The 13576-nt window shown below is 35.3% G+C and carries 14 protein-coding genes; 8 read left to right on the plus strand and 6 right to left on the minus strand.

The window, feature by feature from the left end; genetic code table 11:
• Positions 1 to 51 precede the first annotated feature (51 nt).
• Entirely contained in the window at positions 52 to 1053 is a 1002-nt protein-coding gene (locus JMA43_RS01905) for an AAA family ATPase (protein WP_342154375.1), read from the minus strand.
• Positions 1054 to 1323: 270 nt separating this feature from the next.
• Here JMA43_RS01905 and JMA43_RS01910 point away from each other — a divergent pair, with 270 nt between their 5' ends.
• The 3 genes from JMA43_RS01910 to JMA43_RS01920 all read left to right on the plus strand — a co-directional run bounded on the left by JMA43_RS01910 (position 1324) and on the right by JMA43_RS01920 (position 4159).
• Positions 1324 to 2082, plus strand: a complete 759-nt coding sequence (locus JMA43_RS01910) for an SDR family NAD(P)-dependent oxidoreductase (protein WP_342154377.1) — start codon at positions 1324 to 1326, stop codon at positions 2080 to 2082.
• A 131-nt stretch (positions 2083 to 2213) separates the two neighbouring features.
• On the plus strand, positions 2214 to 3350 hold the full coding sequence (locus tag JMA43_RS01915; protein WP_342154379.1) for an ATP-binding protein: 1137 nt from the start codon (positions 2214 to 2216) through the stop codon (positions 3348 to 3350).
• 77 nt (positions 3351 to 3427) lie between these two features.
• Positions 3428 to 4159: a metallophosphoesterase family protein gene (locus JMA43_RS01920; RefSeq protein ID WP_342154380.1), complete on the plus strand. Its 732-nt coding sequence runs from the start codon at positions 3428 to 3430 to the stop codon at positions 4157 to 4159.
• A 52-nt stretch (positions 4160 to 4211) separates the two neighbouring features.
• Here the strand turns inward: JMA43_RS01920 and pyk are convergent, their stop codons facing one another.
• The 5 genes from pyk to JMA43_RS01945 form a co-directional block, all read right to left on the minus strand.
• Positions 4212 to 5639: a pyruvate kinase gene (gene pyk / locus JMA43_RS01925; RefSeq protein ID WP_342154382.1), complete on the minus strand. Its 1428-nt coding sequence runs from the start codon at positions 5637 to 5639 to the stop codon at positions 4212 to 4214.
• Complete coding sequence (locus JMA43_RS01930; RefSeq protein WP_342154384.1) at positions 5632 to 6099, minus strand: IPExxxVDY family protein; 468 nt, start codon at positions 6097 to 6099, stop codon at positions 5632 to 5634. Before JMA43_RS01930 ends, pyk begins: the two co-directional genes overlap by 8 nt.
• A gap of 109 nt (positions 6100 to 6208) precedes the next feature.
• Positions 6209 to 6943: a ribonuclease III gene (gene rnc, locus JMA43_RS01935; RefSeq protein WP_342154386.1), complete on the minus strand. Its 735-nt coding sequence runs from the start codon at positions 6941 to 6943 to the stop codon at positions 6209 to 6211.
• Between the two features lie 13 nt (positions 6944 to 6956).
• On the minus strand, positions 6957 to 8207 hold the full coding sequence (gene fabF, locus JMA43_RS01940) for a beta-ketoacyl-ACP synthase II (RefSeq protein WP_342154388.1): 1251 nt from the start codon (positions 8205 to 8207) through the stop codon (positions 6957 to 6959).
• A 101-nt stretch (positions 8208 to 8308) separates the two neighbouring features.
• A complete protein-coding gene (locus tag JMA43_RS01945) occupies positions 8309 to 8542 on the minus strand; it encodes an acyl carrier protein (protein ID WP_008611177.1) in 234 nt (77 codons plus the stop codon).
• Between the two features lie 179 nt (positions 8543 to 8721).
• Between JMA43_RS01945 and purN the strand changes: the two genes are divergently transcribed.
• From purN to JMA43_RS01970, 5 genes are read left to right on the plus strand one after another with little or no spacing between them, the layout of a single operon-like run.
• The gene (gene purN / locus JMA43_RS01950; protein WP_342154393.1) at positions 8722 to 9285 is read left to right on the plus strand and encodes a phosphoribosylglycinamide formyltransferase; all 564 of its coding nucleotides are present in this window, start codon (positions 8722 to 8724) and stop codon (positions 9283 to 9285) included.
• Positions 9278 to 9751 (plus strand): ribonuclease HI, encoded by a 474-nt coding sequence (rnhA, locus tag JMA43_RS01955; protein ID WP_342154395.1) that lies wholly within the window; start codon positions 9278 to 9280, stop codon positions 9749 to 9751. The genes purN and rnhA overlap by 8 nt, the downstream gene beginning before the upstream one ends.
• An 18-nt stretch (positions 9752 to 9769) precedes the next feature.
• Entirely contained in the window at positions 9770 to 10366 is a 597-nt protein-coding gene (locus JMA43_RS01960) for an START domain-containing protein (protein WP_342154397.1), read from the plus strand.
• A gap of 27 nt (positions 10367 to 10393) precedes the next feature.
• Positions 10394 to 11320, plus strand: a complete 927-nt coding sequence (locus JMA43_RS01965; protein WP_342154398.1) for a PfkB family carbohydrate kinase — start codon at positions 10394 to 10396, stop codon at positions 11318 to 11320.
• A 47-nt stretch (positions 11321 to 11367) separates the two neighbouring features.
• Positions 11368 to 13266 (plus strand): amidophosphoribosyltransferase, encoded by a 1899-nt coding sequence (locus JMA43_RS01970; RefSeq protein ID WP_342154400.1) that lies wholly within the window; start codon positions 11368 to 11370, stop codon positions 13264 to 13266.
• Positions 13267 to 13576: the final 310 nt, after the last annotated feature.

Consider the following 13576-nt stretch of genomic DNA (forward strand, 5'->3'; position numbering starts at 1 on the left):
AATTAGCCTTTACAAGTCCCTTCCCTTGGGGAAGAGATTTAGGGTTAGGCGCTATGGTACTTCTATTTCGTTTACAATTTTATTGATAATTTCTTCTGAAGTAATGTTTTCCGCTTCCGCTTCGTACGTAATCCCAATTCTATGACGAAGTACATCGTGTACTACGGCTCTAACATCTTCTGGAATTACATACCCTCTACGCTTAATAAATGCATAACATTTGGCTGCTGTTGCAAGGTTGATACTTCCCCTTGGAGAAGCTCCAAAACTAATAAGCGGTTTTAAATCTGACAGGTTATATTTTTCTGGATAACGAGTAGCAAAGATGATATCTAGAATGTATTTTTCTATCTTTTCGTCCATGTAAACTTCTCTAACAGAAGCCTGCGCACGCAAAATTTGGTCGATAGAAACTACTTGATTCACCTTGTTAAATTCGCCTTTTAAATTGACTCTAATAATTAACTGCTCTTCGTCTAGTTTTGGGTATTTAATAACTGTTTTCAGCATAAAACGGTCAACCTGAGCTTCTGGTAATGGGTAAGTTCCTTCTTGCTCTACTGGGTTTTGTGTTGCCATTACTAAAAACGGCTTGTCCAGTTTAAACGTTTCATCGCCAATGGTTACTTGCTTTTCTTGCATGGCTTCCAGTAAAGCCGACTGTACTTTGGCAGGTGCACGGTTAATCTCATCTGCAAGCACAAAGTTTGCAAAAATTGGTCCTTTTTTAATAGAAAAATCATTGTCTTTCATATTATAAATAAGGGTTCCCACTACATCGGCTGGCAATAAATCTGGTGTAAACTGTATTCTGCTAAAGCTTCCATCAACTGCTTTAGAAAGCGTGTTAATAGCAAGCGTTTTTGCTAACCCAGGAACACCTTCTAATAAAATATGCCCTTGTCCGAGCAACCCAATCAACAATCGTTCTACCATGTGTTTTTGTCCAACAATAACCTTGTTCATCTCTAAGGTTAATACATCGATAAAAGCACTTTCTTTTTCTATTTTTTCATTAATCGCGTTAATGTCCAACGTAGTATTTTGCTCCATTTATGTTAATTTTTTGAGGCATCAATATAACACCATCTATAATTTCACGCAAATTGAAAATTTATTTAGACTGTGGCTGTTAACAATTGGTTAAAAAATAGGAAGAACACAAAAGATTAGGTATCTATTAATATATTTTTATAGTTTTTAACTATTCTCAGTACTTTTAGGGTTTTATTTAGAGCATTCTCAGAAGAAAACACTACTCAATTTTTAACAAAAAATGATGTGCAATAATCCAAGTACAATCAGTAAAAAAATAACACATATATGAAAAATAAAATTGCATTTATAACAGGCGCTACTAGCGGAATTGGGAAAGCGACAGCTACACTTTTTGCTGAACACGGAATTGATTTAATTATCTGCGGAAGAAGAAGCGACCGGCTCAACGAATTACAAGCCACACTTTCGGAAAAAGTAAATGTACACACACTAACTTTTGATGTTCGAGATAAAGATAAAGTTTTTAAAGCCATTGAAAGCCTACCTGAAGACTTTAAAAATATCGATATTTTAATAAACAACGCAGGAAATGCACACGGTTTAGCACCCATAGACCAAGGTGAAATTTCCGATTGGGAAGCTATGCTCGACATCAATGTAAAAGGACTTTTATATGTTTCGAAAGCCATAATCCCTGGAATGATAAACCGCAAATCTGGAAGAATTATCAATATTGGTTCTACCGCCGGAAAAGAAGTGTACCCAAACGGTAATGTGTATTGCGCTAGTAAGCATGCTGTAGACGCCATCAATCAAGGGATGCGCATCGACCTTCATGCACACGGAATTAAAGTTGGCGCTATCAACCCTGGTCTTGTAGAAACTGAGTTTAGTAATGTTCGATTTAAAGGAGACAAAACCAAAGCCGATGCTGTTTACAAAGGGTTTACACCTTTAAAACCCGAAGATATTGCCGATGTTATCTATTTTGCTATTTCGCGCCCAGCACATGTTAATATCGCCGATTTAATTGTAATGCCATCCGACCAAGCATCGAGCACTATTGTAAATAAAAACAATTGAGCTTAATCTAGCATAGTTATACTGAAACATATAAAATATACTTCAGAAATTCAGCAGAAAAAGAAAAATATTTTTTGCTTTACATTTCTACTTTATATCTTTAATGTCAAACAATTAAGCAACTTTTTTAAATGATTAATAAACGCTTGCTCGTAAAAAACCTTTTGGCGCATAACGACGAAAATAGTTTTTATGACAAAAAGCGATTTATAAACATTAGTGATAAAGAAGGAAAGGCTAAATTTATAAAACACATTTGCGCCCTTGCAAACTCTAACCCTAATAACAATTCGTTTATTGTTGTTGGGGTTGAAGATGAAGACAACAAAATTGTGGGAGTCGACTTTTTTGACGATAGCAAAATTCAGAATTTAGTAAATGCCTACATTGAAAACGCACCGATAGTTTCCTACGAAAACATTTATTTTCCAGACCTTCAAGAAGGGAAAGTTGTAGGTTTGGTTACCATTCGCTCTTCAGGAAAACTGGCCGCACTCAAAAAAAACATCTGGAAATACTGGGGAGGTACCGTATTTTTTAGAGACGGAAGTATAAGCATGCCGAAGGTGTTTGATATCGAAATAAAAGACACTAATTCTACCATTGTAAATGAAATCGAGCAACACGCCAAAAACAACATCGAACTCACACTTGATGGCGTTATAGATTTTATCAACAACAAACACCGCGATTTGGAAGCAAACTACAAAGTTTTTAAAGAACAATTTGTAGTGTGTTGGGCTGGTACCATAAAAAAAGTAGACGATACCGTTTACTATTCTCGTGTTGATATTGAACTCATAAATGAGCAGGTAAAACTCTTTTATTCTGCTTTAGATGAAGTGGAAATTTCGTACAATGAAAACGCCTTCAACATTACCGAATATGTGCAACTCGGACTCAACAATCACAAAAAATTCTATCCGTTAGAAAAAGTTGAAATTAAGTTTAACGACAACGGTTCGTATAAAATTGATAGCACGCTTATTTTTAAACCGCCACAATACGACCGCAAGATGTTGTATCATATTTTTAACACCAACAATACTATTTTAGAGAAACTGAAAAAAGGACTTCCGCTGAACAATCAGGATGAAAAAGATTTAAAAAACATTCCAGCCACACACCTTATTTGTTACCTAAATGGTTTTGAGGGCGCCCGCCAAATGCTTCAAGATTACCGCTGGTATGTAAAAGATTACAACAAAAAAGTATATGCTTCCCTCAAAGAAGCGCTTCGAATTTTGCGAAAAGTACAATATTCGTAACACATTAACATCTAAACTTTTTTATTCAGCATTACAAATTGTAATTTCACAAACAATTACAATTCAAAAAACAGTTCATGAAGTACAGAACGCTCGTGGTTGGCGATATTCACGGAGGTTTCCGCGCATTAGAACAAGTATTAAATCGTGCTAAAGTTACCGAAAACGATACGCTAATTTTTTTAGGCGATTACGTAGATGGATGGAGTGAATCTCCACAAGTTATCAATAAACTTATCGAATTAAAAAGTAGTCATAATTGTATTTTTATCAAAGGAAATCACGATGCGCTATTCTTAGATTGGCTTCGCACGCATGAAGATAATGATTTGTGGTATCAGCATGGAGGAGAAGCAACAGTAAAGGCCTATGAGCAGTTATCTAAAACCGAAATCAACATTCATATACAGTTTTTTGAAGGACTAGAAACTTATTATTTAGACGACCAAAACAGACTTTTTGTTCATGCGGGATTCACCAATATACACGGTGTTACAAAAGAGTATTTCCCCGAAATGATGTATTGGGACAGAACACTTTGGGAGATGGCTTTGGCGCTCGACAAAAACCTACACGAAGATGATATTTTATATCCAAAACGCTTAAAACACTATAAAGAAATCTATATCGGACATACTCCAACAATTCGAATTGACAAAACTACGCCTGTAAATGCCGCTAATGTTTGGAATATAGACACTGGTGCCGCCTATAAAAGTCCGCTTACCATCATGGATATCGACACCAAAGACTATTGGCAAAGCGACAATGTAAACGAATTATACCCCGATGAAATAGGAAGAAATTAAAAAGGATGGCAATTGCCATCCTTTTTTTTATATCTGCTGAGAAATATTAAAACTATATTTCTGTTACTCTCAATGTATTTACCATTCCTTTTTCTTGGATTGGCATTGCAGCAAGACTAATCATCATATCTCCTTTTTCAAGGAATCCTTTTTCTTGCGATATTTTAGTAACATCTTCGATTGTTTGATCTGTACTAACAAACTTATCGTAGTAAAATGCTTTTACTCCCCACAACAAACTCAACTGCGTTAAAATTCGTTTGTTAGAAGTAAACACTAAAATATGTGCTTTTGGTCTCCATGCTGATATTTGAAATGCAGTATATCCACTATTTGTTAAAGTAGAAATTACACTCGCATTGATATCATTTGCCATACTTGCGGCGTGGTAACATACCGATTTTGTAATATATCTTTTTGTTCTGATGTGTGGCGGTTCTTGTGGAACTTTAATAAGCGGTGAATGCTCAACACTTTCAATAATGCTAGCCATACGCTCAATTACTTGTACCGGATACGCTCCAACAGAAGTTTCTCCTGAAAGCATTACAGCATCTGCTCCATCCATTACAGAGTTCGCAACATCGTTTACCTCTGCTCTTGTTGGTGTTAAACTCGTAATCATTGTTTCCATCATTTGTGTAGCAATAATTACAGGAATTCTAGCTTTTTTAGCCCTTAACACCAATTGTTTTTGTACCAAAGGAACTTCTTGCGCAGGAATTTCAACTCCTAGATCTCCACGTGCAACCATCAATCCGTCACAATGCGCAACAATCTTATCGATGTTTTCTACGGCTTCTGGCTTTTCAATTTTAGCTACAATCGGAATTTTATGATCTGTATGTTCAGCAATTAATTTTTGAAGATCCATTAAATCTTCACTGTGGCGAACAAAAGAAAGTGCCATCCAATCTACATCTTGCTGAATTGCAAAAATGGCATCTTTGATATCTTTTTTAGTAAGTGCTGGTAACGAAATGTTTGTATTTGGTAAGTTTACTCCTTTCTTAGAACGAAGTGGTCCCCCTTGAATAACTTTTGCCTTTACCTCTGCCTTTCCATCAGTAGCAAGTACTTCAAACATTAATTTTCCGTCGTCCAACAAAATACGCTCTCCTGTTTTTACATCACGAGGAAACTCTTTGTAATTCATGTATACGCGCTCTGCAGTACCTTCAAAAGGCTCCCCAGTTACAAAAGTAATTTCGTCTCCTTTGCTCACGATAACATCTTCCTTCATTACTCCTACTCTGAGCTTTGGCCCTTGTAAATCGGCAAGTATTGCAGTATTGTAATTGTATTCTTTGTTTAAAGAACGAATCATTTCGATACGTGCCTTTACATCATCATAATCTGCATGCGAAAAATTAATTCTAAACACGTTTACGCCAGCTTCAATCATGTCTTTTAAGACTTCCTTAGTGCTTGTGGCGGGACCAAGCGTTGCTACGATTTTTGTCTTTTTTCTATTAGGCATTCGTTAGAAAAATTAGGTTATTTTTAGATTTTAGTTGTTCTTCTTCAATTTTATAAGCGGTAATCACACCTGGTAATTTGTTTATTTTGTTGATGGCTTCAAGTGCTTTTCTGTAGCCTCCTTCTTCTTCAATCATAACAAAATAATCTACTTTACTGTATTCAGGAATAAAATAAACGCGTTGGGAATGTTCAAAAAGACTCGTTCCTGTTTGCGCTTGTTTTATGGTTACCTTATTTTTTATTAAACTCCATGAAACTTCATTGTGCTCATCAAACCATTTATATGCTGGCATACTTACCCCTTCTGAAATGCTAACATCAGCTTTCAACCTTTGTAATTTTATTTGAAACGTTGCATTTAAAAAGTAAGCTAACCTATAACCGTCTAAAGAACCGTGAATAGCGATTAAGGTGTATGAGTCTTCATAAAAATCATCTGATAATTTATAGATAGCCATAAATGTGTTTACACGGAATTGTAAAGATATAATTATAACTGTGACTTAGCAACTTTTAAATAACTGATTAGCGCGATTTTAAAACGAAAACGTTATAGTTTAACACTATTTATTCGTCTATTTTATGTTGCAGTGCGTAATAAGCTCTTTTGGATGCGCTTTCTTCGGCTTTTTTCTTTGAAGTAGCTCGCGCCTTAGAAATTAACTCTTTGTTAATATAGAGTTTTACCGCAAAATGTTTTAAGTCGTCGTTGCCGTTATCTTCATAAGTGTCGTACAAAAATTCTTTCTTTTCTTTCTGACACCACTCAATAATCAAACTTTTATAACTGATAATTTTACCTTCAAGACTTTCAATATCCACATAAGGTTTTATCAATCTATTCTGAATAAATTTCTCGCAATAATGATAGCCTCTATCCAAAAAGATGGCTCCTACTAAAGCTTCAAATACATTTCCGTAGATATTATCACCAAAATGCTCATTTGGAATTTTACTCTTCACAAATTTTATCAAGTCGAGATCTTTCCCCAACTCATTTAGATGCTCTCTACTGACAATTTTAGAACGCATTTTGGTTAGATACCCTTCATCTCCTGTTGGAACTTCATTGTACAAATAATGAGAAATGATAGAACCCAACATGGTATCTCCTAAAAACTCGAGTCTTTCGTAGTTAATAGGCAACCCTTTTTCGTCTTTTAAATTGACAGATCGATGTGTAAATGCTTTTTGGTAAAGTGCTATGTTTTTGGGCTTAAATCCTAGAATATTGTAGATTTCTAAAAAAAAATCCCCGTCATCTTGTGACCGGGAATTTAATATTTTTCGAATGAACTTCATCCAACTACTGGTTCTAGTCTAGCTTTTTAAATAACACACATGCGTTATGACCTCCAAAACCAAAAGTGTTACTCATGGCTACTTTTACCTCTCTCTCTTGTGGCTTATTAAGCGTAAGATTAAGTTTAGGATCAATATTTTCATCAACCGTTGAATGGTTAATGGTAGGAGGAACAATACCGTGCTCAACTGCCAAAATAGATGCAATAGCTTCTACTGCTCCAGCAGCACCAAGTAAATGCCCTGTCATAGATTTGGTAGAATTGATGTTTATGTTATAAGCATCTTCTCCAAATACTTTACTAATAGCTTTAAGTTCTGCCACATCTCCAAGAGGTGTAGAAGTTCCGTGCGTATTAATAGCATCTACGTCTGATGGTTTTAAGCCTGCATTTTCCAAACAGTTTTGCATTACAGCCACTACTCCAATTCCTTCTGGATGAGGAGCTGTCATGTGGTAAGCATCAGAAGATAAACCTCCACCAACAACTTCGGCGTAAATTTTTGCGCCACGTGCTATTGCATGTTCGTATTCTTCCAAAACTAATGCTCCAGAACCTTCTCCTAATACAAAACCATCTCGATTTGCATCAAATGGTCTCGAAGCCGATTTTGGATCGTCATTTCGAGTACTCATTGCATGCATTGCATTAAATCCTCCCATTCCTGCTGCAGTTACAGCAGCTTCAGAACCTCCAGTTATTACAACATCGGTAGTTCCTAAACGGATTGAATTTAAAGCATCGATAATAGCATTTGCAGAAGAAGCACAAGCAGAAACTGTTGTGTAATTTGGCCCCATAAAACCATGTTTTATGGAAATAAGTCCAGGTGCTATATCGGCAATCATTTTAGGGATAAAGAAAGGATTAAACCTCGGACTTCCGTCGCCTAAAGCATAATTAGTAACTTCTTCTTGAAAAGTTTCTAATCCTCCAATACCTGCTCCCCAAATAACACCAACTCTATATTTGTTTACTTTTTCGATATCAAGGCCCGAATCTTTTAGTGCTTCGTCTGCCGTTACCATGGCATATTGTGCAAAACGATCCATTCGTCTTGCTTCCTTTCTATCTATAAAATCTGTAGGATCAAAGTTTTTAACTTCACAGGCGAATTGTGTTTTAAACTTGGATGCATCAAAATGGGTTACAGGAGCGGCTCCACTTACACCATTTATTAGACTATTCCAATATTCGTTTACAGTGTTACCTATTGGGGTTAATGCTCCTAATCCTGTTACTACAACTCGCTTTAATTTCATCTGAATATTTTTTTATTCTGATAAATGATAAATTACCAAAAAAATTTATTCACGCAATATAGCATGAATAAATTTTTTGGACTATTTTTTTATAAAAACGTTTATTTTGCTTCTTCGATATACTTAACTGCTTGACCAACAGTAGCAATGTTTTCAGCTTGATCGTCTGGAATTTGGATATCGAATTCTTTTTCGAATTCCATAATTAATTCTACAGTGTCTAATGAGTCTGCGCCTAGATCGTTAGTGAAGCTAGCTTCTGCTACAACCTCGTTTTCATCTACACCTAATTTGTCTACGATAATCGCTTTTACTCTTGATGCAATGTCTGACATAATTTTTTTGTTTTAAAATTTAATTGTTGGCAAAAATAAAAAACTTTGCTTTAAAAAAACGTTTTGAGGCTAAAATGTGCTTTTAAAGTTAATAATTTTTCATTCAACTATTTAATTTTTACCTTCTATTTGTAGAATTTTATTCTTTTTTTTGCCTAGAAATTAAATCATTACAATCTATGAAAAGCATCGTTATATTTGCCTCTGGCTCGGGAACCAATGCTGAAAATATTATTAAATATTTTGAAAATTCTACAACAGCATCGGTTACTATGGTGCTTTCCAATAAAAAAGAAGCAAAAGTGCTCGATCGGGCAAATAATTACAAAAAAAGTGCTATTTCGTTCAACAAAACAGCCTTTTCAAATGGGCATATCGTCGAGTTACTCACTACTTTAAATCCAGATTTAATTGTTTTGGCTGGATTTCTTTGGAAGATTCCGGCCGATTTAATCGCCGCTTTTCCTAATAAAATTATAAATATCCACCCTGCTTTATTACCAAATTATGGCGGAAAAGGAATGTACGGAATGCATGTACACGAAGCTGTTGTTGCAAATAAAGAAACCGAATCGGGGATTACTATTCATTATGTAAATGAAAATTACGACGAAGGAAACATTATCTTTCAAGCAAAAACAACAGTAACTCCAACCGACACTGCTGAAGATGTTGCGCAAAAAATCCATCAACTGGAATACGAACATTTTCCAAAAATCATCGAAAAGGTATTGAATGACTAAACACGACGTACATATATATACAGACGGATCTTCGAGAGGAAACCCTGGTCCTGGTGGCTATGGCATAGTAATGGAATGGGTAGGAAAACCGTACAAAAAAGAATTTTCCGAAGGCTTTAAAAAAACAACCAATAACCGCATGGAATTAATGGCTGTGATAGAAGCTTTGAAGAAATTGAAAAAAAATAATATTTTAGTGAAGGTTTTTTCTGATTCTAAATATGTAGTAGATGCCGTAGAAAAAGGTTGGGTTTTTGGTTGGGAGAAGAAAAACTTTAAAGACAAGAAGAATCCAGATTTGTGGATTGCATTTTTAAAAGAATACCGAAAACAAAAAGTGAGTTTCCAATGGATAAAAGGTCATAACAACCACCCTCAAAACGAACGTTGCGACTTTTTGGCCGTAGAAGCTTCAAAAAAACCGATACTTCAAACCGATATTGGATTTGAAGAAAACACAGCATAAACCATCAATAACCTCCCCATGAAACCCCTCATTTTATTTTGCTTATTGTTTACGAGCTACGTTGCTTCTGCCCAAGAATGGAGCTTAAAAAAAAGTTCGAATAATATAGAAGTGTACACTCGCTCTCTCGATTCTACAAAAATAAACGAATACAAAGTAACGCTCTTAGCAAAAGCATCCGCAGAAGATGCTTTAAAAATTTTAACCGACGGCAACAGTCTGAAAAAATGGAATTACAAAACTCCTAAGAGCGAGATTGTAAAAAAAATATCTGACAACGAATTTATCTTTTGGATGGAAAACGACCTGCCATGGCCGTTAAGCGATCGTGACAATGTTTCTCACATCAAAGTAAATAAAACGGATACAAATTCGTATAAAATAGACATTCAACCTGCCGATAGTTATTATCAAAACGCAAATAAAAATGTTATCAGAATGGACAACTTTAAAGGACATTGGCTGATAAAATCTGTCGGAAAAGACAGCGTACAAGTTACGCAACAAATGTACGGCGACCCTAAAGGACATGTTCCTAACTGGTTAGTCAATTCAATTTTAACCACATTTCCTTACCATTCTTTTGAAAATCTGAAAGAAATACTGGAAAACTAAACTTATATTTGCAAAAAATTTTATTGCATGGGTAAATTACTAATCGTAGGAAGTGTAGCCTTTGATGCTATTGAAACTCCTTTTGGTAAAACAGACAAAATACTTGGTGGCGCTGCTCCTTTTATCGGGATGGCAGCCTCTCAATTTAATGTTGAAAGCGCTATTGTATCTGTAGTCGGAAATGATTTTCCGCAGGAATACTTAGACCTTTTGGCAAATAAAAACATCGACATCAGTGGGATTGAAGTTGTAAAAGACGGAAAGACTTTCTTCTGGAAAGGAAAATACCACAACGATTTAAACTCGCGCGACACTTTAGAAACACAACTAAATGTGTTGGCCGATTTTAACCCAATCGTTCCAGATAATTTTAAAGATGCTGAAGTGTTGATGTTAGGAAACTTAAATCCTTCCGTCCAATTAAGTGTAATTAACCAAATGGAAGTTAAGCCTAAACTTATTGTTTTAGACACCATGAACTTCTGGATGGATATTGCTTTAGAAGAATTGATGCAAGTTATTGCCAAAGTAGATGTCATTACAATTAACGATGAAGAGGCTCGACAACTGTCTGGCGAATACTCATTGGTAAGAGCAGCAGCAAAAATACATGCAATGGGACCAAAATATATTGTGATTAAAAAAGGAGAGCACGGCGCTTTACTTTTCCATAACGGAGATGTATTTTTTGCACCAGCTTTACCGCTAGAAGAAGTGTTTGACCCAACAGGTGCTGGCGATACTTTTGCTGGAGGATTTACAGGATATATTGCTAAAACCGACGATTATTCTTTTGAAAACATGAAAAACGCTGTAATTCATGCTTCAAACTTAGCTTCCTTTAATGTTGAAAAATTTGGAACCGAAAGGCTTCAGAAATTAACAAGCGAAGAAGTTTATAACAGACTCAAACAATTTAAGAGTCTAACACAATTTGATATAAAACTTACATAAATAAACCACTACCCTGAAATAATTTCGGGGTTTTTTATTCGATTACAATGAGTGACGCTATTAAACACGAATGTGGAATTGCATTAGTTAGACTGCTAAAACCATTAGAATACTACAAAGAAAAGTATGGAACTGCATTTTATGGTATCAATAAAATGTATTTAATGATGGAGAAGCAACATAACAGAGGGCAAGATGGAGCAGGATTTGCGAGCATTAAATTAAATATGCAACCTGGAGAACGCTATATGAGTCGCGTGCGTTCAAACCAAGCGCAACCTATCCAAGATATTTTCAACCAAATAAACACTCGTATCAACGACGAGTTAAAAGCAAACCCAACACTCAACGAAAGTATTGAGGAGCAAAAGCGTGAAATTCCATATTTAGGAGAACTCATGTTAGGGCACGTTCGTTACGGTACCTTCGGAAAAAACAGCATCGAAAGTGTACATCCGTTTTTACGTCAAAACAACTGGATGCACCGAAACCTTATTGTTGCAGGAAACTTTAACATGACCAATGTTAACGAGCTTTTTGCAAACTTAATTCGCATTGGGCAACATCCAAAAGAAAAAGCCGATACCATTACAGTAATGGAAAAAATTGGACATTTTTTAGATGATGCAGTTTCTAAACTTTATAAAGAAGTAAAAAAGGAAGGCTATTCTAAAATGGAAGCTTCTCCGCTTATTGCCGATCGTTTAAACGTAGCAAAAATCTTAAAAAAAGCAGCAAAAAACTTTGACGGAGGTTATGCAATGGCAGGACTTATTGGACATGGAGATGCTTTTGTTTTAAGAGACCCGGCAGGAATTCGTCCAGCATATTACTACAAAGACGACGAAGTAGTTGTAGTAGCATCCGAAAGACCTGTAATTCAAACTGTTTTTAATGTTGATTTTGACGACGTAAAAGAGTTAGCTCCTGGAAAAGCCATCATCATTAAAAAAGACGGCACTACAAATACCAAAAAAATATTAACGCCACTAGAAAGAAAAGCATGTTCTTTTGAACGTATTTATTTTTCTAGAGGAAGTGATGCCGAAATTTATCAAGAAAGAAAAAAATTAGGTCGTTTACTACTTCCTAAAATTTTAAAGTCTATTGATGAAGATATGGAAAATACTGTGTTTTCGTATATTCCAAATACTGCAGAAACTTCGTTTTACGGAATGGTAAAAGAAGCGCAAGATTTTCTGAATAAAAGAAAGGAAGAAGAAATTTTAAAAGAAGGAGCTAACTTAACTGCCGAGCGACTTCATGAAATTTTAAACAAAAGACCGCGCATTGAAAAGGTTGCCATTAAAGACGCAAAATTGCGAACTTTTATTACTGAAGACAGTAGTAGAGATGATTTGGTAAAACACGTTTATGATGTAACATATGGTTCTGTAAAACCTACCGACAACCTTGTTATTATTGACGATAGTATTGTAAGAGGAACTACGCTCAAGAAAAGTATTCTTAGAATTTTAGACCGTTTACACCCTAAAAAAATAGTGGTTGTATCATCGGCTCCGCAAATTCGTTATCCAGATTGCTACGGAATTGACATGGCGCGTATGGAAGACCTTATTGCTTTTAAAGCAGCACTTTCGTTACATGAAGATAGAGGCACAAGTAATATAGTAGAAGAAATATATGCCAACTGTAAAAGCCAAGTAGATTTACCTGATGCTGAAGTTAAAAATGCCGTACAAGCATTTTACGAACCATTTACAGATGAAGAAATCTCTGCTAAAATTTCTGAGCTTTTATCTCCTGAAGGAATTAAAGCTGAAGTTCAAATAATTTACCAAACTGTAGAAAGTTTACACGAAGCTTGTCCAAAGAATTTAGGAGACTGGTATTTCACAGGAAATTACCCTACAGCAGGCGGAAACAGAGTAGTTAACCGCTCTTTTATGAACTTTTACGAAGGTGTACAAGGGAGAGCATATTAAAAAACCAACTGTGCATTTTAACGTAAAAATGTGCAATTTAACTGATTCTTAACTCAAAAATAGCTTAGATGTCATATCTTTGACAATACCATAGCATAAGTAGGTTAAGTTCATGGTAAGATTTGGGGCAAAAAAGGTGGATTCTTTCCACCTTTTTTATTTTCTATAAATTCGTCTCAACAGCATTCTTCTTTTTGATAAGAATCTAAAATTTCAACTAAAATACTCAAGCTTCAACTGATAAATTACAGAAAACATTAAATTCTATTCTTACATCATTCTTAACGTGTTATTTCATCAATTAGAATTA

Source organism: Joostella sp. CR20 (genome assembly GCF_038433465.1).
Lineage (GTDB): Bacteria > Bacteroidota > Bacteroidia > Flavobacteriales > Flavobacteriaceae > Galbibacter.

What these genes read in the sequence shown, in the direction of transcription:
- JMA43_RS01945 (WP_008611177.1), bottom strand. Translation starts at nt 8,542, where the DNA reads ATGTCAGACATTGCATCAAGAGTAAAAGCGATTATCGTAGACAAATTA.
- JMA43_RS01915 (WP_342154379.1), top strand. Translation starts at nt 2,214, where the DNA reads ATGATTAATAAACGCTTGCTCGTAAAAAACCTTTTGGCGCATAACGAC.
- pyk (WP_342154382.1), bottom strand. Translation starts at nt 5,639, where the DNA reads ATGCCTAATAGAAAAAAGACAAAAATCGTAGCAACGCTTGGTCCCGCC.
- rnc (WP_342154386.1), bottom strand. Translation starts at nt 6,943, where the DNA reads ATGAAGTTCATTCGAAAAATATTAAATTCCCGGTCACAAGATGACGGG.
- JMA43_RS01920 (WP_342154380.1), top strand. Translation starts at nt 3,428, where the DNA reads ATGAAGTACAGAACGCTCGTGGTTGGCGATATTCACGGAGGTTTCCGC.
- JMA43_RS01960 (WP_342154397.1), top strand. Translation starts at nt 9,770, where the DNA reads ATGAAACCCCTCATTTTATTTTGCTTATTGTTTACGAGCTACGTTGCT.
- JMA43_RS01930 (WP_342154384.1), bottom strand. Translation starts at nt 6,099, where the DNA reads ATGGCTATCTATAAATTATCAGATGATTTTTATGAAGACTCATACACC.
- JMA43_RS01905 (WP_342154375.1), bottom strand. Translation starts at nt 1,053, where the DNA reads ATGGAGCAAAATACTACGTTGGACATTAACGCGATTAATGAAAAAATA.
- JMA43_RS01910 (WP_342154377.1), top strand. Translation starts at nt 1,324, where the DNA reads ATGAAAAATAAAATTGCATTTATAACAGGCGCTACTAGCGGAATTGGG.
- fabF (WP_342154388.1), bottom strand. Translation starts at nt 8,207, where the DNA reads ATGAAATTAAAGCGAGTTGTAGTAACAGGATTAGGAGCATTAACCCCA.
- JMA43_RS01965 (WP_342154398.1), top strand. Translation starts at nt 10,394, where the DNA reads ATGGGTAAATTACTAATCGTAGGAAGTGTAGCCTTTGATGCTATTGAA.
- purN (WP_342154393.1), top strand. Translation starts at nt 8,722, where the DNA reads ATGAAAAGCATCGTTATATTTGCCTCTGGCTCGGGAACCAATGCTGAA.
- JMA43_RS01970 (WP_342154400.1), top strand. Translation starts at nt 11,368, where the DNA reads ATGAGTGACGCTATTAAACACGAATGTGGAATTGCATTAGTTAGACTG.
- rnhA (WP_342154395.1), top strand. Translation starts at nt 9,278, where the DNA reads ATGACTAAACACGACGTACATATATATACAGACGGATCTTCGAGAGGA.